The following is a 23,955-nucleotide window of genomic DNA, read 5'->3' as shown; positions in this document are numbered from 1 at the left end:
AGGTTTATAACACATTATCAAATATTTTAGTAGGTAAGCACTTACTTATTATCAAGTTTAAACACGAGTTCCATAAATAGTGCCGACGGTCACCCACGTTGGGGCATTACCATTAACAGCAGCACCACCAGCCCCACCTGCATACGGAGTGATATTTTTCCCACCTCCAGAATGCGAAGCAGTAGCACCAGCAGAACCCAAGTCCCCCCCTCTCCCGCCAATAGATGTTCCAAGGCTTGTGGAAGTATACCCTGCACCTGGTGCCGTAAGCGAAGCATTGCTACCGTTGCCGCCACCGTTGGGGAAGGTTTTTGTACCACCGATACCAAATGGTCGCCCACCGCCGCCGCCTGAATATGTTGGTTTATTATTACCAGCCCCTACAGCGCCACCGCCACCGCCACCGCCTCCAATAATGCCGTTATTTTGTATGCGAAGTTTAGTTCCGATGGCATTGGTGATTGCAGGACCGCCAGGCTTACCGATGTTGGCATCACCATTTCCGCCGCCGCCGCCATTTCCGCCGCGCCCCAGCACCATTTGTCCCGAGTTAATCACAAGCAAAATATAAGCGCAGCCGGCAAGCTCGCTTGTAAAATTGAGACATGGCGCACCGGTGGAACTGGACACAATGGTTCCGGTGATATTGACCCTGAAAGCGTTGTCCTTCACCCCTAATGATTTGATCTGACTCACCAAAGTAGACCAAGAATAGTTGTTGTTCGCTGACACATTAATAACCTGCTCTCTGGACTTGCCTACCAAGGTTTTTATCCAGAAAGGAGGACTAACCTGAACAGCTCTACCGGCAGCTGACATCCACCGTTGCCCCGTCTCATTCACTGCGGAAGATCCGACCCATCCTGATCCAATCGCCATTATCTGCTCTCCTTGATTTCACGGATTTCATCGCGCAGCTCTTTTACCGCTTCGACCAACAACCCAATGACGCCGTTGTAGTTCAGACGCAGACGCTCTTCCCCAGATTGGTCATTTTTGTCAACCGTTACCAGTTCTGGCTGCACCTTTTGAACATCCTGCGCGATCAGACCACCAGACTGCTCGTATCGGTCGTAAACTTTAATCTCATAAAGAACACCTTCAATCTGCTCCAGCTTGTCGAGCGCACTATCAATTCTACGGATATTGCGCTTACTTCTACGGTCAGAACGGATATAAACATCATTGAAACTACCATTACCGCCGCAATACCATACCCCATCGCTTTGAAGAAATGCCTGAGCATCGGTACCATTTGCAGTACGCGAGTTATTTATCATGTAAAAACCGAACTGGCTGTTACCCAGACCTCCGACGAAAAACTTACGATCGGCATGATCTTGTCTCAGTAACGCCTGTGCTGAACTTGTCGCCACAGCATTACGTCCAAAGATAACGTTCTGATCGCGCATACTAATCCACGAGCCGGAACCACTATTAATGGCAAAACGGTTGGCGTAAACCCATGCACTGGAGGTAATGTCGCCAGAAACAGAAAGAGGTTTATTACTTTGTAAGGTTGAATTTATAAACCGAAACACATGAGCGCTGTTAGCATATACATCCAGAACTCCATCCCCATTTTGCTTAAATCCGGTATCATTATCGCCAAGAACAATAGAGTTTCCCCCTAACCCGTTAGCCACGCCTATTCCAAGCGCACCATTAATAACAGCCCCACCAGAAACAGACAGCCCATTGGATACTGACATTTGTCCAGAAGCATTATTGATGGTTAACGGACGAAGACCATTCCATCCGCCATATGCATTACCTGAAGGAGTTAAAAGAAAGTAGGTGTTTCCGCCGTCATTCCTGATAATGAAACCAAAATTCCCGCTTACTGCTCTGAATTGACCCCCATCGCCTTTAACTGACGAGACCTGAACCTCGCCACGGAAACGTGCATATTGCGCTGTTGAAATTTGCAGTTCTTCCTGTGAGTCTGTATTACCAGTTGCTAAACGATAAACGCCGCCCTGAACAGTTTCATGCCATATAGTATCTGCATTGCCGCCACGCATTTTCCTCAGGAAGTTTTTTGAACCTGTTGCAGTCGTGCTCAATGCACTCATGCAATATACATTTTGGTTCAAACCATCTTGATTAATGGTGCCGCCGCCAGGGAGGGTAAATACGCCATCTTCACCGAATACAAAATCTCCGGAAGAAGCAGTATTGCCAGAGACTTTATTAGGAGTTCCACAGTTGATGCGGATACCCTGGCGTCGTGAAGAATGATCCACTCCATCTTTGAAGATGTATCCGTCTACTGCTGTAGTCCCATCATTTTTAGTGTATTCAAAACGGATATGCCTGTTAACGAGATTCCTAAAAGTAATATCACCCGTTGTTAACATGCCTGGTGTTGTTAATGCACCTATTAAAGCCCCTCCCGCAATTGGTAACGCCCCGATGTCCGTAGGGGTTGGCTTATTGAGAGTGGTATATATTTGCGCCCAAGCCGACCAGTTGGCATCCGTTGAATCTCGGCGCGAACGAACATAAACCGGAGCATGGGCACCACTCGTACCACTCCAGCCAATTAAAAGTTCTCCCTCGCCAGCAGCTGCCGAACCTTTGAGGTGAACAACATTCCCGTACGCTACGGGGTAACCATTGTTGTAGGCTTCATACATCTGGATGCCAGGCATTGCACCCTGAGTGTTAGCACCCAATGCCGTAACTCGGCCACGAGAAACTAGTGTCGGGATACTGATGTTTGCCGTGCCATCGAAAGAGACGTTGTTAATGGTTCTCGGTGTCTGCAACTTACTCGCCGATACGGCATTAGCGTTTGAAGCAAGAGCGCCAATATCGGCAGGCGTAGGTTTATTGCGAGTATTATACAAACGTCGCCAACCAGGCGCGTAGCCATCACCATTATTAATGTATATAAACTCGGCGTTAGTAATTCCCCCATGCCCTGTGGTTGTGGGGGTTGTGACACGTATTGTGTAGCTACTTGTATTTGCATTACTAAAAACTTCAATTACTGACCCAGAGAGATCAATCCTGCCGCATCCGGTATCGTCAATATAATTGTTGCCCGCGTATGCCCATGAGCACCGGGCGATCCAACATTTGTATTCAAAAGCACCTTGTTCATTGAGCCATGTTACGAATTGGGCAGTTGTAAAAGGCGAACCATTTCCACTATTCAGCCAACCGCTAACCGCTGCTGCTGCATTTATGTTGGCTGGACTGATGCTAATGTCGGAAGAACCGTCAAAATTTACACCTGCAATTTTTCTTGCAGTTTGCAGTTTCGTGGCGGTAGCGGCATTTCCAACCAAAGAGCCAGAGATGGAGCCATTGATGTCTGAAAGTACTCGGTGATATACCGTTCCCTCGACCGCACCTTCCGGCAACGAGTCAACCGACTCGATTACATCCAGTGTTTCTACCGCGGCGCCGGAGAATTGTAGGTTAACAATCAACTTCTTAGCGCCCGCTCCCACATGGAGGAAGATGTCGTAATTATCTTCGTCGGTATTCACGGTAGCTAAGCTATTTACGGCGGAGTCCTGCGTTAAATAGGCAACCGCATTGAGACCTCGCGGATCATCGTCCGCGGTTCGCAGGACAATATCAGCCATCGCCGCCTGGCCTGGGCTATCGGCCTCATAACCAGCGCCACCGATCACTTCGATGTAGACAGTGCTGGTCGCTTGCGGCATACGCGCACGCGAGATTTTTACCCACTTGGGCGTTTCAGAAGTCAAGTCAAGTTCGGCGGATGTACCCTTCCATTTCACACTGGCGACACTGGACTGCGCATTCTGCGCATATTCATAGGCCTTGTCCTCAGATGCTTTCGCTTTCGTTTGAGATGCTTTGGCCTCAGCCGCCGAAGTCGAGGCCTCGGACGCTTTTGCTGTCGCGAGTGTGGCCGACTCAGCGGCTTCTGCTGCATTTGCTTCAACACTTGCCAGAGAATCACTTGCGGTTGTAGCTGATGCGGCTGCGCTTGATTCATACTTCTTAGCCTCACCAGCGCTTGATGCGGCCGCGTCTTTGCTAGCCTCTGCCGCATCAGCATACTCACCAGCTGTAGCGGCGCTTCCCGCCGCCGCGTCAGCGCTTAAACCGGCAGCCACTTTGCTCGCGGAGGCGGCGGTTTCCGAGGCGGCAGCGTTGGTCTCAGACACTTTAGCCGCGGCAGCGCTGGTGGCCGACCCATCGGCGCTCTGCGCCGCGTTTGTTTCAGATGTTTTGGATGCGTTCTGAGATGCAAGAGCGGCGGCTGCACTGCCCGCTGCTGCGCTTTCTGATGCGGCGGCATTGCTCTCAGAAACTTCAGCAGCTGCGGCGGAATTAGATGCTGCGGTCGCGGAATCCGCAGCAGAGACAGCACTGCCAGCAGCGTTAGTTTCTGAAGCTTTCGCGGCATTTTTTGACGCTGCGGCACTCGAAGCAGATGCCCCTGCTTCGACGGCTTTCTCCGTTGCGGTGGCAGCTGAAGCTACAGCAGTCTCTTTATGGCTTTCTGCATTCGTTTCGGAGGTCTTTGCACTCTTAGCGGCTTCGCTGGCAACGCCTTCGGATGCAGCTGCTGCTGCGGCACTGTTACTGGCTTCAGTCGCCTTTGTTCCGGCAGTGCTTGCGCTATTGGCAGCTGCCGCTGCGCTGGCGGCGGCCTGTTTAGCTTTGTCGCCCGCGGCATCGATTGCATCCGCATTGTCCCTGTACCATTGCTGGTTGGCATTGTGCTCATCGACGATTTGGGTGAGCGATTTAACCGTTACCTCAGTACCATCCTCGCGTTCGAGTGTCACTTCATCAATGGCAGTTAACCAGCTTCTCATTGTCTTCGAGTCGGCTGACATTCGGGTCATCAATGCTGTAAAGCGGGCGCTGAACTGGGTCAGATCGCCTTCATAGGTAGTGATGATCCGGCATGGGACCTCATTCTGGGTCTCACCAGTGTACTGCTCCATGAGTGTCAGGCGGGTGTCATTTAGCACACGCTTAATTTCGTATAGCCTGTTATCGGGTCCGATGACAATCATACCCGGCAATACACCATTGGCAGTGACGTTCCAAAACGTACCAGTGCCCTCAAGTGTGTCACTTCCCTTTGTAAATGTGATAGTACCTTCCCTGTACCACATATTCGCTCCTTGAAAGTGCGGGCATTCCCGCCCGCATAAGTAAGTACATACCTATCATTGTAATTAATGAATTGTCACCGAACCAGAAATTTTATATAGCATTAGAATTCCTGTGAACTGGAGATACCCCTTATCGCCCCTGTTTGGGAACTGAACTGTCAGGTTTTGGGTCGTGCCATACGACGAAGCCGGTATCCTTAATAACAAGTTATTCCATTTTTTTGTAGAATCGCCACTTGAACCATCGTTTCCTGTGTCATATTGGAAAACGATCGACTCATCACATCTAATTGTAACGTTCTGTCGCCAAATGGTATGCGCAGCAGTTGTCCCTAAAAATAAAAAAACTCTTTCGAAAGGTGCACCATGTATGGTTGCAATTGGGTAACGCGTACCTGAGCTAGTGCCACTAACATTTCCCCAAACCTTATCGGTCAAATTGGATGATGCTGTAATAATGTCTCCATAGATGTTTTCAGCGAATAGCTTTTTAACAGTACATGTCTCATCAATTACGACATTACTCATCCTTCCCGTTGTTGCAATAATCTCCCCTCTGGCTTTGATGTTCTGAAATTCAGAAGAGCCATTTTTGTTTATATTCCACCCTCTGACACCGCTTTGGAAGTCGTTAGACTGAATGAACTGCCCTATTTTTGCATTATCGATAGTGCCATTTTGTATCCAAGCTCCGCTCATATATGCCACACCGTTTTCAATGACGAAAGGCGTTGTAACCTTTCCATTCACTGAGTTCACCAACCCAAAACGGTCGGCTTGAACAAGGAATTGAGACAGACCAGTGCTGTCGATCCCCAACGCAATGCCGGCAACATACTTCTGCCCACCGCTTGTCGATGTCTCCATCTTAAGCGTCCAGGCTGTAGAGACTTTTTTATTGGTGTCCGCAATAGCTGTCGCCTGTTGTTTAATCGTTGCAGAGTTACCGTCAACAGAGGCTTTTAGCGTATCGATACGTGATCCCAACGCCCCATCAGCATTTGCCCTGGCGTTCGCCTCGGACGTAACTGCTGCATTAATATCCTTGCCAGTCTGGGCTTTCAGGCTTGTGATCTGCCCGGCCAGCGCCGAATCGGCATCGGTACGAGCTTTAGTCTCAGTAGCAACCGCTGCTTTGATGTCCTGCGCAGTCTGGGCCTTTAACGTGCTGATCTGAGTTGCCAGTGCGCTATCTGCGTCAGTACGCGCTTTCGTTTCACTGGCAACTGCCGCCTTAATATCCTCACCTGTCTGGGCCTTGAGGCTGGTAATCTGTTTGGATAATGCCTCATCCCCCGAAGCTCGGGCGATCTGCTCTTCGGTAAGAGCCGCACTAATGTCACCTTCTACCTTCGCCTGCAGTGACGTAATCTGCCTGGACAGGGATTCATCCGCAGTGGCTCGGGCCTCCTGCTCAGAAACAATGGCCGCAGAAATATCATCATTGATCTGGGCTTCCAACTTGGTGATTTGTGTTGCGATCGCCTTATCAGCTTCAACACGAGCCGTTGTCTCTTCGGTAATCGATGCCCGGATGTCCTCACCAATCTCTGCGCGGATCTCTTCCACTTTGGAGGCCATCGCAGACATATCGTCAGCAAAGGTCTTTTGAGTGGTGGCAATCTTGGCATTATTGACCATCTGCTTATGCTGGTCTTCGTCCTGTCGCAGCGCGAGGTCGATGTTGGTTTTGGCCAATGCCTCGATATTAGTCGTCACTTCTGCGCTGGCACGTTCGACTTCGGCAACGGTCTTTTTCATCTCCTCTACAGCGGCTACGCTATCATCAACAGAAGACTTCATCGCCTCAATCTGCTTGGCGTTCGCCTTGTCACCCTCTACTCTGGCCTCTCGCTCTTCAGCAATTAAGGCAGATGAATTGTCCAGAGCCGCTTGAGCCGCTTCAACCGCGCCGGCCACTGCTTTACCCTGTTCAGACACAGTTTCCTGCAATTCAACCAGGGCGGCGTTTGAGTCTTCGACTTGACTCAGCACCTCGTTAATCTTATCGAGCGTGCCAGACACCTCTGTTTTCAGGTCATTCTGGGCCTGCTCAAGTCTTTCGCTTGTCTCTGACAGCTTCCCGTCTAGATCGGAAACAGACTGGTCGAGTTCTTTGAGGCTTTCCTCCATCTGCTTATTGATGGCGTCAACGGCTTCTTGAGAGGCTTTGGTGTCAATTTCCTCCAACAGCTCCTGCCCCAGCTCAGAAGACGTGATCTTACCTGTCAGGAAAGAAAGCACGTCTTTCGTCATAGCCTCTGTACCCAGATTAGAGTTAGGTGGACTCAACATGCCTCGTTTATTGGCTGCGCGTACCCAATAGAACCAGGTCTCGCTATCCCCTAAACCTGCATGGGTAAAGGTCGTGCTGGCAGACTCAGCGATCAGCTTGGCTGTGTCCAGATTGTTAGTCTGGGATGCATATACGTTGATATGTTCGAGGTCGATTGAGTCTGGGTTTACCCAATTCAAAATCACATTTCGGTAGTCGCCAACGGCCGTCAAAGCAGTCGGGGCGTCAGGCGGAGTCATCGTTCCCTGCACTTTGTATACGGTGCTGATAATCTCCGTCTTCTTACCGCTAAACGACACTGCGTACAGCTGGATGTCGTACTGCCCGTTTTCAGCAATATTGATGATCTCATATTGCTCTTCCGTTACGCGTGCCGACTGCCAGTTAGAAACGTTGTTAGCATCAGAACGTCGCCAGCTGATCCAGTATTCAGCAGATTTACCTTCCCACGTAGCAATGAGCTTGATTGAAAGGTTGCCCGGGCTGGAAATATACGTCCCTTCCGTAACCTGCAAATTTGTCGGCTTCGAGAAAGTCGGGTCAAGAACAGTATTGTTTTCCGGAATCAACGTCGCCCCGTTGTCGATGGCTTCGTATTTCGATGGGTTGTTCTGGACAACCGTAACATCGAAAGATCCCTGGGCATCACCTTGCGCAACGTTAATTACACGCACACGCATTGGCTCCAGATCTGGCTCGGTGATAGTCCAGACGCCGTTCAACACAGGCATGTCACCTGACGACAGCGATTTTGAGAAGGTAACTTTGGTGAGGTTCTCACCGGTCTCAAGAATGTCTCTCTCGACGATTTTACCTTCCTGATTCATGACACGGATGTAGCTGCCGCTTTTCTTCAGCGTTACCGGCGCATCGAGCGTGATGCTGTTTTTGTTGAACGCCATAATGCGCCCGGAATTGCGTTTGCCGGCGCGATATTTGTTCTGAATCAGAACAGTCTCGCCAGGCATTAAGAAAGAGGCATCCAGACCTGCAGTAAAGGTGATTACGTCAGACTCCATGCGAGCGGTATACAGGAGCCACAGACCGACTCGATGCGCCTGGCCACGACTGGTGCAGCCAAACGCCACGACTTCAGTTTTGCGCTCGCCATAGCGACGCATCGCCTCCTGGTCTTCAACGTATTCGATGTTCTGCTTATAGCCATCTTCCTTGTTGTTGTAGGTTACAAGTGCAACGGAAGGACGGTCTTTGCGAGCAGATCCTTTGTAGCTGAATAAACCATCTTTGACGTTGGCATTAGTGAACATCATTACCGGATCAGACGGGCTATCCTGCATGACATTAACCATACCACCAGCCCAGAAAACCATACCGCGGAACGCTCCAGCGATGTCCTGAATCAGTCGGTAAGCGTCCTGTCGGCTCGTGATCTGAGTGTTGATAGCGAAGCGTTTTTCTTTACCGCCGAAACCATCGTCGATCTCTTCATCGCAATAGCGGCCAATTTGGTAGAGCTGCCCCAGGTCGATCATGGATTCGGAAACGAACTGCCCGAGGCCGTAACGTGCGTTTGTCAGTACGTCGAAAAGAATCCACGCCGGGTTCGAAGATGACAACAGCTTAAAGGTGCCATCCCAGATGCCTTCATAGGTGTTAGTTTTTTCGTTGTAGTTTGACGGCACACGAATTTTTAAACCGCGAACCAGATACGAACGAGAAGGCATAGAACTACCAAACTGCTCGGAGTTAACCTTAAGTCCCACCAGAGCGGAGTTCGGGTAGTTCATTGGCGTATCAACGATCTCACCGATCGAGTCAACCCAGGTGTCGTTATACAGATACTGAGTTTTACTGTCGTCAGTAAGCCGGATGACGCGAACCTTATATGCCCGGCCAGGTTTCGGCAGCTTCAGCTCATAGCTGCGGTAGTAAACGCCTGTTTTCTTCGCTGTCAGCGAGATCTCAACGCTTTTCTCTCCTTCGGCAACCACGTCAGAGAATGTTCCGTCGCCGTTGGCGATCTGAAACTTGTACTGGACGGTCGTACCATTGGTATCCCCGGATTTTTTATCCACGCTACGCAATGAAGGAAACTTGAGGATGACGCGAACGCGATCGGCTTCATCGTTGTCGATGGAGACCGTAACGTCATGCGTTTTTTTCAACTGAATGTTGATGGACTTCGGCGTCTCGACGAAATCAAAACCGGCCATAGGCGTCTGGTCTTGCGAGCCATCGCGAAAATCCCATGTAATGCCGCTGTAGTTTGCAGAGCCGTCTTCGTTGAGGATCGGCAGATCATCGATAAAAATCGACTTCGCGCCATCTACCAGGCCACCAATAACACCTTCCCCGAGCAGATCGAGGATGGATGCCATAGCACGCGAGTTAACGGTATCATCCGCTTCAACCGGTGTGCGGCTTGAGCCACTGCTTTTCTTACCGCCTGCACCTGCGATCAGGAGAGGAAGTCTTTTCTTCTTGAACTGTTCCATGTTCAAAAATCCCTTATTACATAAGCTGGTCGATAGTGATTGAAGAACTCACAACCTGCGAACCAACCAAAATTTCTTCTCCGTAGATGAGCTGCACCGGATTGCCCTGATTGGTGGTGTTTTGCGGCCCATCGAAATAAAACGAGTTGGAATTGTCTGCCTGCCGAACGCTATCGTTCGTAGCCTGTGGGGAGATCAGCTGCGCCACACCCCCCATCATCAGAGACAATCCCAACGGTGCGAGGGCGGGAACCCAGATTGAGGCAACTAGCAGGACTGCGCCGACAACGGTCTGAAACCACCCAAATGCAGAGCCGCCGCTACCGCGAGGAACTGGCGTGATGCGGATCTTCGCGATGTTTTCAGACTGACCCATCATTTGGTACTCACCTTCGTCGACAGACCATTTGTGGCCTTGTTTGTTGGTGATCTGGATGTGGTAACTGTCATATCGTTTAATGTTGCGCTTCATCCAGGCTTTAAATCCCGGTCGATTTGCGTCGATTAAATCCAGCGCCTGCTTGGTATTACGCACCTTCAAATGCCAGTGGCGGCCAAAGTGTTTGGCCATCGGGCCGCCAAGTTGAACATGAACTAACTCAGACACGTCTCATCTCCCTTGAGTAAGTCTCTATGACGCAGGTGATGCGTCGTATGTTTCTGGTACATTCCTCCGTAATAAGCCCGGCAGCTAAGACGGTCGATTTGGTGATGGAGAATCATTCCCTCTCCGATATAGACCGCGCAGTGATCAGGCATCTTCCCGTACTGGATGAAGAAGATGTCTCCTGGCTGTGGTTCCGTCCCTGGGGCCAGGCGCACTAATCCTTCTTTGCGATAGTTCTGATCAAGAATGTCGTTGTCGCCCGTGTACCACGATGGAATGTGCAAATGGGCATTGGGGTTAAGGTCGACGCCGAACTCGCGCTTAAGGTAGTCGCGGCACAACATCCAGCAATCGAAAACGCCAAACACATACGGCCGACCTACATAGGGCATTTCGAAGCCATCCGGGGTGATCACGTTCATCTCGCTAAAGTGGAAAGAAGCATCCCCCTCAACATTCTTGCGAACAGCCAGAATCATCCACGGTACTTCCGTGGCTTCGCAGCCTGCACGATCGGCATTTGACGCTTCCGCAGACTCATCAGTATGTGAATGCCAGATAGCAATCACCTCGCCTGCATCTTCAGCGGCCATGATGTCGTCGACGTGAATAACGAAAGTGTTTTGCGGGTTTTCCGACACGTTCCGAGCTTCCATAAAGCGATATTTATCGCCATGAGTACGCACCAGAAAGCCACACGCTTCGTTAGGGTAGCGATTGATGGCGCAGAGATAGATTTGCTGCATAACGTCCGAACCAAGCTCAGGGAGCGCTTTATTACCCATAACGCGTTGCTCCTATAAAACCGCCAAAATGGATAACGCCATTGGCAAAGAAATTTCGACGAGCGTTGCATGAGTCGTAGCGTTTCGTGCAGTAATCCGCGCCTGACATCGTGGTTTGGTGGTTATTCTTGTCGAAGTACGGACCGGTGTAGCCGCATTCGGGGCCACGGTACTTCCACGGACAGGTATTTTTGATAATTTGGCGATACGGCAGCTGCACGCCCATTAGATCGAACACACTGGACAACTCGAACTCGACAACCTCATGTGTTTCGAGAGTTTTTTGTTCGATAAACCACATTTCATCCGGGAAATGCTGGTTTGGATCGGCGGTAGGGTTGCCGTCTTTGAAGTTGGCCGCATCGAGGAAACGAGCCAGCGTCATCTTGCGAATTACACGACAACCAACCAGATCATCATTGGCCTGGACTTCAGCCGAGACGGTTCCTGCAAAGTTCGAAACCTGAATTTTTGGACGCGGCAAAGTACCCTGACCAGTCTTATCAAAGCCTGATGCTTTGATTGGCCACGGTTCATAGGTCACCCCCTGCCAAACGACTGGCTCCATCAGTTCGTTCGTGCCGGCGTGAAAATACAGCTTGCCCCCAGAAGTGGTGTTCGACATATCCAGCTCGAACAGCTCAATGAGCGCGGAGGGTGACAAGCTTTGAATATCAGCTTTAATACCCATTGTTTCATCCTTGAAATTAACAGGCGCCAACATCCTGTCAGCGCCTACAAATAATAGTAAATAAGCACTTACTTATCCAGTAGGATAAATCAACCCTCAAACACTTGTCTGAACGTAGCTGTGAGTAAGAGATGCCCCTGATAGCGTTTCACCGTGTGGCTGTCGCACACCACAATGATTTTCTTGCCTCTCGGGTTCGTCCAATAAAATGACTCGACCGCGGCCCGCTCTGTCAGGAAATCGTCAATGGCGTTAATCACATCATGTGTTCTTGTGAAGGTTAGAGACCACTCTTCTTTAATGCGATTAAGCCCTTTGCTCTGGCGCTGCTCATAATCGTCGCCAAAATTTAAAACTGTCACATTCGGTTTGACGGTTTTTTCAGACTCGTAATCCGGGTACCAAGTGAAGGTTTTTCTTTCCATTTCACGTCCTTGTGATGCTGCCCGCCAGGGCAGCAATTGGTTAGTTACGTTTCGAGTTCGGGTTAAGTGATCCGCCTGGTCTCTTTTCCTGAGCGATGGTTTCGAGTGCGATCGCTTTCATTCGCTGTGCGGCATTGTTCCATGCACTCTCTGTGTTAGCGCTCTCTGTTGTGCTTCCATCGCTGTTGACGTTGATCGCAATGGAAACCGGGGACACAACGCTTCCACCACCTTTAAACCCATCGGTGTTAAGCGTAACCGGAATGGTTCGTCCATCAGGCAGAGGTACGTATGCTTCGTTCATATCCCCTTCGCCAAACAGCGCAAGCTGCGGTGAATTGGCAATCCCGCCGTTCTGATAAGCGCGAAGCGGAACAACGCCGTCCTTGCCGAAAATGCCACCGTTAGCGAACTTCGGAATATCTGGAATACCACTCGTTCCATCCGCGGCTGAACCGGTCAGGTTGTTAAAACCTGATGTTGAGCTGGATGAGCCAGAAGATGCGCTGTCAAACCCACCTCCTGCCCAAGCAGACGCCAACCCAGAGGCGATGGTCATACCAAAGCCCAACCACTTGTTACCTGAACCCGATGCATTCGCGCCCAGCATGGCGAATGCGGCAGAAAGAGCACCGGTTACAGAACTGAGGTTTTGCATAGAGAAGATCGAAGTCTTCACCGCTTTAGTTTCGGCATCTTTGGCCTCAGTACTGGTGAACAATCCATTTACCCAGCTGCCGATCGCGTTCGTTGCCGAGCCGATCGCATTTGTTGTCTGCTGGGTCGTCTGCCCCAGACCAGAAACAGAGCTGGAGGTCTCCTTCGTTGCTTCACCTACAGATTTGTCACCATTGACAGCGTTCATACGGACGCCCTGGTTCGCGACGGCTGAAGATACGCCTGTCAGCAGGTTTCCGCTTTGAGAGCTGCCGGCCGCCGCCGTCCCCATGCCCAGCATGTTCATAAGCGGCAGAGTGATCTGCGTCTTAATAACCATGTTGGTGATGTCACGGAGAATGGATTCGGCCAGGCTGGAGAAATCCATTTTCCCCTTCATGACAAAGTCGGTGAGCGTGTCTGTCAGGCTACTGAAGAGATTGCTCCAGCTGCTTTCCAACTGCTCGGCCAGGTTTTCATATTCAAGCGCCAGCTTTTGTGTAGCAGTCCCGGTCTCTTTAATGAGCGCGGTATTACCAGCGGCAACAAGCTGGTTGATCTGCTTCGTATACAGGGCCACGATTTTCGGGTCGGAAGCCTGTTCGCGCAGATCCATCAGAGCTTTCAGATTACGATTGTAGGTGTCGTTGAAATCAGCCACCTTCTCTTCACGAGACTTCGTATACCCTGCGCTAATGATGGAGTCGGACTCCGGCGCCCAGGTAGAGATCATCTGCTCGACGTTGCGGCGATTGAACATCTCACGATAGTCGTCGCTCGCATTCGCCAGATCAGCCAGGCGAGATTTTGCCTTGTCGATCATCTCCTGAGTGATGAACTCGTTCGGAACAGCGTTAGCAAGGTCAGTCAGTGATTTTGTGGTATTTCGAAGAGACTGATCAAACGACACGGTCGCTTTAGAGCTTTCACCCATTTGCCCCATCAGCTGATCGGCTTTATCCAATGCTTTCTGGTAGCCGGCCGCCAGTTTACGCTGCGCACTCTCTTCTTTCTTCGCTGCACGCTGGGCAGCGTTTGCTGTACGCTGGCCCGCTTTTTCTGCTGCTGCTGCGTCCTGCTCACGCGCTTTGGTCAGAGCGGCAATAGCTGCGGTTCGCTCCTCGTCGCTCATTTTCTCCAGAGAACTGGCACTTGAGGCTTTTTGCAGGTTCAGCTGAGTCTTGAGCTGCTTAGGCCCAATAATCGGCTTACCCTCAAAGTCCATCATCGGTGTGCCGTCTGGCAAGGTTCGCTGGTACGTTCCAGAATCCATCTGGTTGCGCATAAACTGAACCAGAGCTTTCTGAGCAGCTTTATCGGTCGTCCCGAGGCCCAGAACCGTTCCCTGGTTGGAAAGGACGCCCTTACCAGTTTTGGCTGCATTATCACGCTCAAACTCTGCCTGAGTCAGTTCCTGAGCAACCGCCTCCAGATGCTCCTGATAGCCGCGAATACTGCCTTGCAGCTTCTGTACCTGCTCGGTATTACCCTCCTTTTTGGCTTTCTCCAGCAGGTCGCTAAAATGTGCAATCTGCTTTTCGGTAGCAGTCTTACGTGATGACAAAGAGTCGACCAGCTTTTGTGCTGGTTCCAGATAGGACTTGTTTACCGTTTCGCGAAGCGGTTTGAGCAGGTTTTTCTTCTCTTCGTCAGAGAGAGATTTGTCGTCATTGATTTTCTGGATCTGTTCCAGTGCATCCTGACGCGCCTTCACGAATGTCGCGGAAAATACCTGGTTATCCGCGCGGATTTTTTCAATCTGGGATTCGGCAGCCTCTTTTGCCAGACGCTTCGCTACAGCGCCGTCCCCAAGCGCGATCGTGCCGGTGAGCGTTTTGTACTCTTCCTGATTCTTTTTCAGGCGAGCCTCAATATCAGCCTTCGACTCAGTAACGGTCACAGCACCGACAGTGCGAGAGACATAGTTCAGCCCTTGCCCCGTTTTCAGGGCTTGCTGGTCTGCCTGAATTTCTTTTTCAAGTTTGCCTGCACGTTCTGCCATCTGCGCACGTTTGGCCGCCGTCATTGCTTCCGGGATCTTGCGAATCTCGTCCACAACTTTTGACGTTTCGCTGCGGAGCATGGTCATATACGTGATCAGCCCGGCAACAGCTACGGTAGCAACGGTAAATGCTGCACCAATGGGGTTGGCTGCGATGAACGCAGTCAGTCCGGCGAATGCTCCCTGCAGACCCGTAATCGCACCACGAATGGCAAAAATGAGTGATGGGATCGGGGCCAGACCCAATCGAGCTGCGCGGTTGAATCGGGTAATGGCCGTCGCGCCAAGATTGAACGGCGCCTGGAGAACAGTCGACATCGTCGCGAACGTATTCACCATCTGTCCGGCTGTGCCGATCACGCCCATGATGCCGGCTCGCATCAGTTTAAAAGCCACCATCGCGGCCACAACCTTACCGAGATTGATGATCAGTTCCTGATTCTTCGCCAACCACTGAGCCAGCTCTCTCAGGGCGTCAATAGCAGTGGAAAGGCCAGCTCCCATAGAATTAGCAAAGGAAATGCCTTCTGCGCTGTTCATGATGGAAGCCAGCTCTTTCATCCCCTTGGAAAGAGAATCCAGATAGCCCGCCTGACCGATGCGATCAGCAAACAACGTGAATGAGGTTTGCAGCTGCGCCAGCGCACCGGTGTAGGTTTGCATCATGTCTTTGGCCGCGTTTTCATTTTCAGCACGCAGCCCAACAAACATCAGCGATAGCGCCTGTTTCGCTTCCACTGTACCGGTGGAAACTGCTTTGGTCAGTTCCCCCATAGTGATACCGGCAGCGTCTGCCATCGCTTTCATCGCGTTAGGAACGGCTTCACCCAATTGCTGACGCAGTTCTTCCATCGACACGACGCCCTTACCGGACATCTGCTGGACAGCTACGGCTGCACGTTTAAGTAGTTCACTGTCCCCGCCAAAACGTGCGACCGAGTCCACCAGCGCTTTCAAAGAGCCGTCAGTAGGATCAAGACCAGCCGAACGGAATTTGACGAAGGAGTCGGTCAGCGCCTGCATAGCGAACGGGGCATTTTGTGCCATATTGACGATGTACTGCATATCGTCAGCGGCCGCCTGGCCAGGGTTGGCCTTGTCCTTATTCAGACCGCGCAGCATGACGCGCATACGCTCCATCTCGGCAGCGGCTTCAATAATCGGCTTCTGCCAACCGAAAAGAATGTCGGTTACTGTTCGGGCCGCATCACCGATCTCACCCAACAGAAAAATGTTACCGCGCAGCCCGGAGAACATGCCTCCTTCATAGCTTCTGCCGCCATGACCGGAAGACCAGCCGCGGCGACCATTTCCGCCATAACCAGAGCCATTCCCATCGCCCGTCGCCCGGACACGTACCGGCTTGCTAATCAGCTGCTGGCGACTGATAACCGCATCCATCTGATCGCGGACCTTTTTAAGCCCTTCGGCAGCCTGGTTGGTCGTGACGCCCCAATTACTTAATCGCTTAGTTGTGGTGTTAAGGCGTGTATTCATGCCGCTGACGGATGCAGAGGCTTCCTTTACCTCCGTACCAAAGCGGCCAGCGCTTTTGCTCGCAAACGTTGCCCAATCTGAAAACTCATTGAGTTCAGACTGAACCTTTCGCAGCGTGGAAGTCAGTTTGTTGACGGATGAGGTTGTGTGGTCGACTCTTTCAACCAGGGTTTTTAAGCCTGAGTTGAGACTGGTGATATTGCTACGCGTTTTACGAGAAGCATCAGAAACAAGCTCGAAGCCGGCAACTACGTCCTGTAGTTTGTCTGCCGTGGCATCGAGCTTAGATTCAAGAACGCCGATGATGCGGGAGACCGAACCCAGCGAGCGTTCCAGACTATTAATTTTTTGAGCTGGCTTCGTGGCCTGCTCTCCGAATCTGGTAAGTAGCTTACCCGCCCGGTCAATTGACGCTGTAAACTGTTTGTCTTCCAGCGACAGGATAAACTCTACGTTTTGTGACATTCCCTTGTCATCCTCTGCCAAAAATTTGCATCAGTTGCTCTTTGGCGTCAGGGTCTGCCTTATCCTTACGTGGATCGTAGACTTTATCGGTAACGACTGGTCTTCCAATCCTGAGTTGCAAACCCTCCATGAACGCCTTCACGCCCTCTCCATCTGCCTGGGCAGCGCGAGCGACTTGTAGGTTGCGGACATCCTCTTCCGCACGTAGACGGTCGATGTTGCGACTGAGCATCCAGAACATCGTGAGAGGGACGCCCAGCAGCTCTATTGGCGACACGGCGTAGTGAGCAACTACACGACTGAAATAGAACCCGAGATCTATCGAGACGGTCTTTATCCCGGATTCATCGCGGGAAACTACTTTGCCCCTTCACCAGCCGCTTTTTCGTTCTCTTCATCAATCACTTCCATAGCGAAGGTGAAGATCTGCTGAAGCTGCGGAACAGTCAGTTTTTCCAGCACTGCATCAGGTACGGATGGGATGACCTTGCGAACCAGGTCGGCGTAAGCTGTTACCTGCTCAACAGGCGACATGTTCTGGAGGTCTTTGCCTTCCATCTGCTTGATGGAGACGAACAGGCCAACAGTCATTTCAACGATTGGGTATTCCTGACCGCCGAACTTGATGCTTTTCTTCGGAGGCAGAATGGAGTCGAGATCGAGTAATTTGGTCATTGGTTAAAGTCCTTTTAAAGGAGAGGCTCTTCCTGAGCCTCTGCTTAGTTACGTCGCGATTATTGGGCAGAATTAACCGTTACTGCTTTGGTCGCTTTCTTGCCGCCGCTATTGCTGGTGAAGGAGATATTTGCCGAACCTTCAGCTACTCCGCGAACCAGACCAGTCTGGTCAACGGTGGCTTTCTCCTGATTGTCGGATTCCCACACACCGGTTTTGTCGCCGGCATCTGCAGGGGTGATCTGGGCAGTCAGCTGCACGGTCTCACCGGCTTTAACTTCCGGAGATTCCGGAGAGATAGAGACGGTTTTAACCGGCTTTGGGCCGCTCATTTTCCCCAGCACGCCGTCGTCATCCGGGTAAGCGGTGAACTGAACGGAGAACACGCGAACATCATCAGACTGGTAGGTCATAGTGAAGTTACCAGCGGTCGCAGCTTTCGGGATGGTCAGAACGTAGTCGGTGGTATCCTGCGGGGTCAGAACCAGCTCTTTGGCTACGTCGATCAGGTTGACGCCCTGTGCGGAAGTGATGGTCACAGAGTTATCTTCTTCGCTCAGGGTAGATCCCGGCATCAGATCGACCATATTCTGCAACACAGACTCGGCCAGCGGCGCAGTGATAGTGATGTTACGACCCTGCACCAGCTCGGAGATGGTGGTCTGCCCCAGCTGGTCTACGGTGACTTTCAGAGTTTCGGTCGCAACTTCAACCTGAACACCGCCTTTGGTGTAACCCAGATCAACGCCACCAAACGACACTTTGCAGGCGCCAAGTTTGATGTTTTTTACATGGGTATTGGACATTGTTGGAAAACTCCTTTTTCCGTTAAATCAGCACCTTCATGGTGCCAATGGTAAGTATATACTTACTTATTTTATTAATTCAACAAATAGCCCGCAAATTCAATCGGGATACCCGCTTCAATCAACGAACCTTCGTTTTTGGGATAAGTAATCGGCATCGACATTGGCCGAACCAACCGGAAGTAAACGCCCTCTGACACGGTTTCTTCGACCGGGAACATGTCCATGATCTTATTGGCTTTCGCCACCGCCTTTGTGATCGTCGCATTACGCACGATGACGGTGAAAGAGTCGTGATAGAAGCCTTTTAACTCATGGTCAATGGTGATCCCCGTATTGGGAGTAACCAACAGAACACCGGACTTCACATTGGCTGGCATGTAGTGACAGAAAATGTCAGTGCCGACTGTACCGATCTTCGCCTTCTGCATCAGGCTCGCAAATGCTTCAATAAACACATCAACCTCTCGTAAAACCTGCTTTCCTTGCCGCTTCTGCTATCGTCTGAGTGAACTGCTTCTCACTGATCTGCACGGCTCTCTCAAGGAACAAAGGCCCAACTCGTGGCTTCACACCAGCGACTGGCGGGTTGGTGACGCTCTTCATGCGGGAGAGATAGCCTAGACGATACTTGCCCAACTCCATGTACTCCGCATAATCACCAACCTCAACGCCCGGATGCCCTTCGCGTGGTTTGGCTCCAGATACCGATAACTCAATACGCAGCCCGGTATAGCCTTCTTTGACCACTCTCGCGAAGATCGCGCTTTCGAGTGAGCCGGTCTCCAGCGGGGCCATTGCCCGCGCCAGACGCTCAACCAGACGCGCCAGCTTCTCCATGTCACGGATGAGATAACGCTTAAAGGCTTTCTGGCTGTTATTGAGCCTGTCGCCAGCACGCTTAAACTGATGCGCGTCGTACTTCAGACCCATATGTTTGCCCCTACTTCCAGATGCCCTGGGCGCCCACGCAGTCCCCAGCGACGATGCACGCTGGATACCTTCAGCTTTTGCCCCTCCAGAATGAGAACGTCATCAAGCTGCACTGCGGCCTCAAGTGGGATCACCAGAACAGCATCGAACAATTCCAGATTCGCTTTACCGCGACTGCCGGAGCTGTCCGCACGTACCGATGACTTCTCGTTACTTTGCTCAAACTTAACGACGCCGACGTTCGTCTTCCTGACGAACTGCAATTGCGCTTCACCGTAGACGTTCTTGGAACCCAGACGGTAAATCGCTATCTCTGCTTGCCATGAAATGTTCATGCACTCTCCCTGTGGTTGGCAGCCGCACTCATTACCAGGCGAAGGCGCGATTGCTCGTCTTGAGCCTTTCGACCAGAAGTAAATAATGCGACTGGCGTTACGCACGGCGAACAATCATGCGGTTATTGATGTAACTGACCAGCAGTCGCCAGGTACTGCGAGCCACATGCACATTTGCCGCTTTGCCGGTGCGGTACATATTGGTCGTTTCACCAATGGACTCAGACAGAATGCCGTCCTCGCGGGCTGCCGCTACGTCATTGCCGTTAGCGATTTCGCAGGCTTCATTAACCACGGCCAGCATTAATGCCTGTTTGAAGTAGTCCGGGAACTCGTCGAATTTCTCAGGCGTCATCTGCTCCCAATCGATCAGATCGTGACGATATGCCCCGTCAGCGCCCCACGGAATGTCATAGACGTTCAGCATGTTTTGCGGGCGATCGTACCGGTCGAAGTCGATACGCAGGACTTTGCGGATTGAGAACGGCAGCGTTTTGACGCGTCTGGTGGCCTCAATGAGACGTTTGCGCATCAGCCCTTCGCCATCAGCTAACAGGGTGTCGCCGTTCAGCATATCGATAGCTTGCATCTGGGTGTCTGCGACCGTTGCGAATGACTGGCCTGGAATTGACAGCTCGAAGCTATTCAGCAGAACGTACATCTTGCGCTCTTCATGCGTCAGCCCGGATGCCACCGCTTTGACAATGACGTGTCGCAGATCGCGCTCTTTATCTGAAAGCAGGTTGTGTTCGGCCGACACGACAACCGGAATGGACATCTGCCCCTCAGTAATATCGAGAGGTTCGTTATCGACGATGATCGCACCTGCGCCATCTCTGACGGTATACGTGGCCGACTCAATATCCAGAACGTTAAATGCAAACGACAGGGAAACTGCTTCCCCGCTACGGTACGTGTCGATCTGCGCCATTACTCACCGCCCTGTGCTTTCAGGATGCCTTCGATCATTTCAACGATACCTTTGGCTTTCACGCCAATCTGGTTGCCGATCTGACGCAGACCCGCAATACCTTCACAGTCCGCAATCGACTCCAGCTCTTCACGAGTAAAGCGCTGTACCGGTTTGGCTTCCACTTCAGCCGTACCACGTTTCATTGGCACAATATCCGGGGCCGCCGTCTCGACAATGTCGTCCGCAGTTAAATCATTGCGGCTGCTGTACGCGGCAGAAGGAGATACATTTTTGCCTTCAACGGTAGTGGCACGCATGGAGGCACAAATCCGCTGCTGATCGATGAATGGCAGTTCGGCAACCGAGATGCCGTCGACAAACTGGATACCGCAGAGAATGCCCGTGTACCCCAAAAATTGAGGCTCCAATAAACGAATTTTTGCTGGTTTCATTCTTCTTCTCACTTAATGGGCGGCATCGCCGCCCATGTGTTGGTTACGCAGCCGGTGCTGCGGTCACTTCAACGGTCGCAGTGGCTTTGTGGCTACCGTCTTCCGTGGTGACTTCGATAGTGGCAGTACCTGCAGCCACACCGGTCACAAGTCCAGTTGCGCTATCAACCGTCGCGAACTCGGTATTTTTTGACGCCCAGGTTACGCGCTTATTGGTTGCGCCAGCCGGTTCGATGTTCGCGGTCAGCTGTACCGTTTTGTTGGCTTCAACGCTGGTGGTGCTCGGATCGACAGAGACGCAAGTAACAGCAACGACAGGCTCAGTGACTTCAACCGTAGCAGTAGCTTTATGGCTGCCATCCTGCGAAACCACTTCAATGGTTGCCGTACCAACGGCTACGCCAGCTACGTTACCGTTCTGGTCAACGGTCGCTTTGTCGCTATTTTTGGAAGTCCAGGTGACTCTTTTATTGGTTGCGTTTGACGGTTGTACATCAACGCGCAACTTGACCGATTTCCCCTTCTCAACAGAGGTAGAGTCTGGCGTTACCGTAACGGACTCCACGCTGACAGGCTTAACGGTCACTTCGACTGACGCAGAAAGCTGAGTCTGCTTACCGGTGGCGGTGATCTTCACTTTTCCCGGAGTCACGCCAGTAACCAGACCCGTACCGCTGACTGTGGCGACCTGGTCATTGGCCGACGTCCAGGTGAATGAATCTGCGCTTTTGCTCATGGTGATACCTGCACTAAGTTGAACGGTTTTACCCGCCAATACGGACGGCGCAGCCGGTGTAATGGTGACAGACTGAGTGAACGGAATTGCCCGGAAGCAAGCCGCAAGATGGTTCTGCTGGCGCTCGCTCAGAGGCTCGTTGGAGATGGAATTGGTGAATCCGGCACGGCACATATGCCCCGTGAAATCCGCAAACGCCTCTTCCGTGATCTTCATCTTTTGTTCTGGCATTTCTCGCTCCTACAAAAAGGGTGGGCGTATAGCCCACCCCTAAACGGTAGATAATTACTTACCTACCATACTGATCAAATTTTTACGTTGGTCAGCGCGGCGATAGCCTTGTCGTGCTTGTTCGCCAGAGAGCAGTACCACTTAACGCGGGTACGGGTTGCGTCTTTGTTCTGAACAGTACCGATGTTCTCAACAACGATACCGGCGTTTTCACCGCCATACAGACCAGTCACACCGTTCTCTTCGGACAGGTGCAGGCAGTAGATGCTTGCTTTGCCCGCGTCAGTCGGGATGAAGTCGTTCACGATGAACGGTACACCGTTGTGGCACAGCATCGGACGGCCGAAGTTTTCCATCATGATTTCGGACGGGCCGAGGCTAACGGTACGCAGCAGAGCGCGGTAAGCACGCAGGTGCTCGGAACGCATCATGATGCAGTCTGCGCCCAGATCTTTCACCGCGTCGACCAGCTCGTCGAACATGGAGAAGGTCATGGAAGCGCCTTCGATGTCGATCTTCTGATCGTCGTGCATCAGCTTCGGAATACCGTCGAACGCTTTGTTGTTGGTGCTGGAGTCGCCCAGAATCAGGTTGCGGCGGAATGCGCGAGCCAGACCTTTCACCTTCTGACGAACCTGGATTGCCAGCTGGTTGTTGGTGTCGGACATAGTGGTCGCCAGGAATTTGTCGACGTCTACGTCGCCTGCCAGGATACGCAGCTTCGCAACATGTTCGGTGAAGGTTGCAGCGCCTTCGGTGATGGTGTCGTTCACATCGATGAAGGTTGCTTCGCTCAGGGTAGCTTCGCGGTTGTAGAGGTATGCCTTAGAATTAATCTTCATGAAAGGCAGAACAGCGAACAGGTCATCGCGATCGATGATGGTCTCGATCACACCCTGCTCAAGTTCGTTGTTAGACAGCTTTTCAGCTTCATCACGCAGTAATGGCATCTTTCATTTCCCTATGATTTAAGATGTTACTTGAGTCCGATTTTCCCCAGACCGGAGGTCAACTTATCCATAGTCGACTTGCTCTTCGGCTGGTTTACTTTGTGGGTCGGTTTGCTATTGGAACCAGCACCCTGCTTGGCTTCGCTGCGCAACAGTGCGTCAGCTTCCGGATCTGCACGCAGAATGCGCTCAATCGCGGATTCGAACGGTAACGGTTTGCCTTCACCGTCAACCAGAACTGCACGTTCTTTCTGACCGGCTGGCTTATCAAAGCCCACAACACTACCGTCTTCACCCACTTCGAAATGAGAGCCGTAGATAACGCGAGCCTTAGCCGGAGTCATCAGAACTTTGTCACGCAGGAAGGCAGAGCCGCTGAAGGAAGCGCCAACAGTCATTTCGACCAGTTGAGCCTTCAGTGCGGCGTTCTCGCTCTCCAGAGTGGAGTAGCGTTCGTCGCGCTGTGCCAGTTCAGCCTGGTGCGCTTCGATCATCTGCTTTTTCACAGCATCGAACTCACCACGGCGTTCCAGTTCAGCCTGCTCCGCCTCCCTACGTGCGGTTTCTGCGGCTTGTTCAGCTTCGAGAAGCTGGCGAGCACGCGCCGGGTCAATATCACCGTACTGAGCCAGCTGATCGGCCAATGTGCGCTCTTTCTCCTTGCGCTTCATGTTCTCTTTCAGCAGGTCAGCACCGGCTTTCTTGGACTTACGCAGTTCTGCCAGCAACTCTTCCTGAGTCATACCGGCATACTCGTCGTCGTCACCCTTCGGTTGCTCTTTTTGCTCGCCCTGTTTGCCTGGGTCTTGATTGCCCTGTTCATTGTCTCCAGCAGGAGCACCGCCACCAGCACCTCCGCGCTCATGCGCTTCAGCTACATCCATCAGGCCACCATTGGCCATAAGCATTTGCCACAGATTCATAGAAAT

19 protein-coding genes are annotated in these 23,955 nt (G+C 51.7%); all 19 read right to left on the bottom strand.

The features are described 5' to 3' along the window. Positions 1-57: 57 nt before the first annotated feature. A complete protein-coding gene (locus AC2FAJ_RS19950) occupies positions 58-879 on the bottom strand; it encodes a hypothetical protein (protein ID WP_046622154.1) in 822 nt (273 codons plus the stop codon). Continuing rightward, positions 879-5,114, bottom strand: a complete 4,236-nt coding sequence (locus AC2FAJ_RS19945) for a tail fiber domain-containing protein (RefSeq protein ID WP_485454446.1) — start codon at positions 5,112-5,114, stop codon at positions 879-881. The genes AC2FAJ_RS19950 and AC2FAJ_RS19945 overlap by 1 nt, the downstream gene beginning before the upstream one ends. Before the next feature lie 63 nt (positions 5,115-5,177). Next, positions 5,178-9,866, bottom strand: a complete 4,689-nt coding sequence (locus AC2FAJ_RS19940) for a phage tail tip fiber protein (protein WP_485454445.1) — start codon at positions 9,864-9,866, stop codon at positions 5,178-5,180. 16 nt (positions 9,867-9,882) lie between these two features. Then, positions 9,883-10,473 carry a tail assembly protein gene (locus AC2FAJ_RS19935; protein WP_046622159.1) on the bottom strand — a complete coding sequence of 197 codons (591 nt, stop codon included), beginning with the start codon at positions 10,471-10,473 and terminating at the stop codon, positions 9,883-9,885. Then, entirely contained in the window at positions 10,461-11,258 is a 798-nt protein-coding gene (locus AC2FAJ_RS19930) for a C40 family peptidase (protein WP_485454444.1), read from the bottom strand. The genes AC2FAJ_RS19935 and AC2FAJ_RS19930 overlap by 13 nt, the downstream gene beginning before the upstream one ends. Then, positions 11,251-11,949 (bottom strand): phage minor tail protein L, encoded by a 699-nt coding sequence (locus tag AC2FAJ_RS19925; protein WP_485454443.1) that lies wholly within the window; start codon positions 11,947-11,949, stop codon positions 11,251-11,253. The genes AC2FAJ_RS19930 and AC2FAJ_RS19925 overlap by 8 nt, the downstream gene beginning before the upstream one ends. An 89-nt stretch (positions 11,950-12,038) precedes the next feature. Then, positions 12,039-12,374 carry a phage tail protein gene (locus AC2FAJ_RS19920; RefSeq protein WP_063133979.1) on the bottom strand — a complete coding sequence of 112 codons (336 nt, stop codon included), beginning with the start codon at positions 12,372-12,374 and terminating at the stop codon, positions 12,039-12,041. Positions 12,375-12,414: 40 nt separating this feature from the next. Then, entirely contained in the window at positions 12,415-16,995 is a 4,581-nt protein-coding gene (locus AC2FAJ_RS19915; protein ID WP_485454442.1) for a tape measure protein, read from the bottom strand. A gap of 7 nt (positions 16,996-17,002) precedes the next feature. Beyond that, positions 17,003-17,227, bottom strand: a complete 225-nt coding sequence (locus tag AC2FAJ_RS19910) for a hypothetical protein (protein WP_000952684.1) — start codon at positions 17,225-17,227, stop codon at positions 17,003-17,005. A gap of 125 nt (positions 17,228-17,352) precedes the next feature. Continuing rightward, positions 17,353-17,670 (bottom strand): hypothetical protein, encoded by a 318-nt coding sequence (locus AC2FAJ_RS19905; protein WP_000163862.1) that lies wholly within the window; start codon positions 17,668-17,670, stop codon positions 17,353-17,355. Between the two features lie 59 nt (positions 17,671-17,729). Continuing rightward, a complete protein-coding gene (locus AC2FAJ_RS19900) occupies positions 17,730-18,476 on the bottom strand; it encodes an Ig-like domain-containing protein (protein ID WP_052930817.1) in 747 nt (248 codons plus the stop codon). Positions 18,477-18,550: 74 nt separating this feature from the next. Next, on the bottom strand, positions 18,551-18,934 hold the full coding sequence (locus tag AC2FAJ_RS19895; protein WP_000469441.1) for a minor capsid protein: 384 nt from the start codon (positions 18,932-18,934) through the stop codon (positions 18,551-18,553). Position 18,935: 1 nt separating this feature from the next. After that, positions 18,936-19,409 carry a hypothetical protein gene (locus AC2FAJ_RS19890; protein WP_000523626.1) on the bottom strand — a complete coding sequence of 158 codons (474 nt, stop codon included), beginning with the start codon at positions 19,407-19,409 and terminating at the stop codon, positions 18,936-18,938. Further along, a complete protein-coding gene (locus AC2FAJ_RS19885) occupies positions 19,400-19,744 on the bottom strand; it encodes a hypothetical protein (protein WP_001027662.1) in 345 nt (114 codons plus the stop codon). The genes AC2FAJ_RS19890 and AC2FAJ_RS19885 overlap by 10 nt, the downstream gene beginning before the upstream one ends. A gap of 97 nt (positions 19,745-19,841) precedes the next feature. After that, positions 19,842-20,675, bottom strand: coding sequence for a hypothetical protein (locus AC2FAJ_RS19880; RefSeq protein ID WP_485454441.1), 834 nt, complete (start codon positions 20,673-20,675; stop codon positions 19,842-19,844). Beyond that, the gene (locus AC2FAJ_RS19875; protein WP_000801184.1) at positions 20,675-21,109 is read right to left on the bottom strand and encodes a hypothetical protein; all 435 of its coding nucleotides are present in this window, start codon (positions 21,107-21,109) and stop codon (positions 20,675-20,677) included. The genes AC2FAJ_RS19880 and AC2FAJ_RS19875 overlap by 1 nt, the downstream gene beginning before the upstream one ends. A 43-nt stretch (positions 21,110-21,152) precedes the next feature. After that, positions 21,153-22,076 (bottom strand): Ig-like domain-containing protein, encoded by a 924-nt coding sequence (locus AC2FAJ_RS19870; protein WP_485454440.1) that lies wholly within the window; start codon positions 22,074-22,076, stop codon positions 21,153-21,155. Between the two features lie 74 nt (positions 22,077-22,150). After that, positions 22,151-23,026: a major capsid protein gene (locus tag AC2FAJ_RS19865; RefSeq protein ID WP_040110313.1), complete on the bottom strand. Its 876-nt coding sequence runs from the start codon at positions 23,024-23,026 to the stop codon at positions 22,151-22,153. A gap of 26 nt (positions 23,027-23,052) precedes the next feature. After that, positions 23,053-23,949 carry a DUF6651 domain-containing protein gene (locus AC2FAJ_RS19860; RefSeq protein WP_040110314.1) on the bottom strand — a complete coding sequence of 299 codons (897 nt, stop codon included), beginning with the start codon at positions 23,947-23,949 and terminating at the stop codon, positions 23,053-23,055. Between the last annotated feature and the right edge of the window lie 6 nt (positions 23,950-23,955).

It is taken from the genome of Enterobacter cloacae complex sp. 385G4, from assembly GCF_057320665.1.
Note: the sequence above shows the minus strand (reverse complement) of the source record. Positions and strands in the feature narration are given on the sequence as shown.

Bases quoted from the DNA above. Each gene is read 5' to 3' on its own strand.
- AC2FAJ_RS19900 (WP_052930817.1), bottom strand. From the start codon at position 18,476: ATGTCCAATACCCATGTAAAAAACATCAAACTTGGCGCCTGCAAAGTG.
- AC2FAJ_RS19915 (WP_485454442.1), bottom strand. From the start codon at position 16,995: ATGTCACAAAACGTAGAGTTTATCCTGTCGCTGGAAGACAAACAGTTT.
- AC2FAJ_RS19910 (WP_000952684.1), bottom strand. From the start codon at position 17,227: ATGCTCAGTCGCAACATCGACCGTCTACGTGCGGAAGAGGATGTCCGC.
- AC2FAJ_RS19865 (WP_040110313.1), bottom strand. From the start codon at position 23,026: ATGCCATTACTGCGTGATGAAGCTGAAAAGCTGTCTAACAACGAACTT.
- AC2FAJ_RS19945 (WP_485454446.1), bottom strand. From the start codon at position 5,114: ATGTGGTACAGGGAAGGTACTATCACATTTACAAAGGGAAGTGACACA.
- AC2FAJ_RS19930 (WP_485454444.1), bottom strand. From the start codon at position 11,258: ATGGGTAATAAAGCGCTCCCTGAGCTTGGTTCGGACGTTATGCAGCAA.
- AC2FAJ_RS19925 (WP_485454443.1), bottom strand. From the start codon at position 11,949: ATGGGTATTAAAGCTGATATTCAAAGCTTGTCACCCTCCGCGCTCATT.
- AC2FAJ_RS19940 (WP_485454445.1), bottom strand. From the start codon at position 9,866: ATGGAACAGTTCAAGAAGAAAAGACTTCCTCTCCTGATCGCAGGTGCA.
- AC2FAJ_RS19890 (WP_000523626.1), bottom strand. From the start codon at position 19,409: ATGGGTCTGAAGTACGACGCGCATCAGTTTAAGCGTGCTGGCGACAGG.
- AC2FAJ_RS19950 (WP_046622154.1), bottom strand. From the start codon at position 879: ATGGCGATTGGATCAGGATGGGTCGGATCTTCCGCAGTGAATGAGACG.
- AC2FAJ_RS19905 (WP_000163862.1), bottom strand. From the start codon at position 17,670: ATGACCAAATTACTCGATCTCGACTCCATTCTGCCTCCGAAGAAAAGC.
- AC2FAJ_RS19920 (WP_063133979.1), bottom strand. From the start codon at position 12,374: ATGGAAAGAAAAACCTTCACTTGGTACCCGGATTACGAGTCTGAAAAA.
- AC2FAJ_RS19880 (WP_485454441.1), bottom strand. From the start codon at position 20,675: ATGGCGCAGATCGACACGTACCGTAGCGGGGAAGCAGTTTCCCTGTCG.
- AC2FAJ_RS19870 (WP_485454440.1), bottom strand. From the start codon at position 22,076: ATGCCAGAACAAAAGATGAAGATCACGGAAGAGGCGTTTGCGGATTTC.
- AC2FAJ_RS19875 (WP_000801184.1), bottom strand. From the start codon at position 21,109: ATGAAACCAGCAAAAATTCGTTTATTGGAGCCTCAATTTTTGGGGTAC.
- AC2FAJ_RS19885 (WP_001027662.1), bottom strand. From the start codon at position 19,744: ATGAACATTTCATGGCAAGCAGAGATAGCGATTTACCGTCTGGGTTCC.
- AC2FAJ_RS19860 (WP_040110314.1), bottom strand. From the start codon at position 23,949: ATGAATCTGTGGCAAATGCTTATGGCCAATGGTGGCCTGATGGATGTA.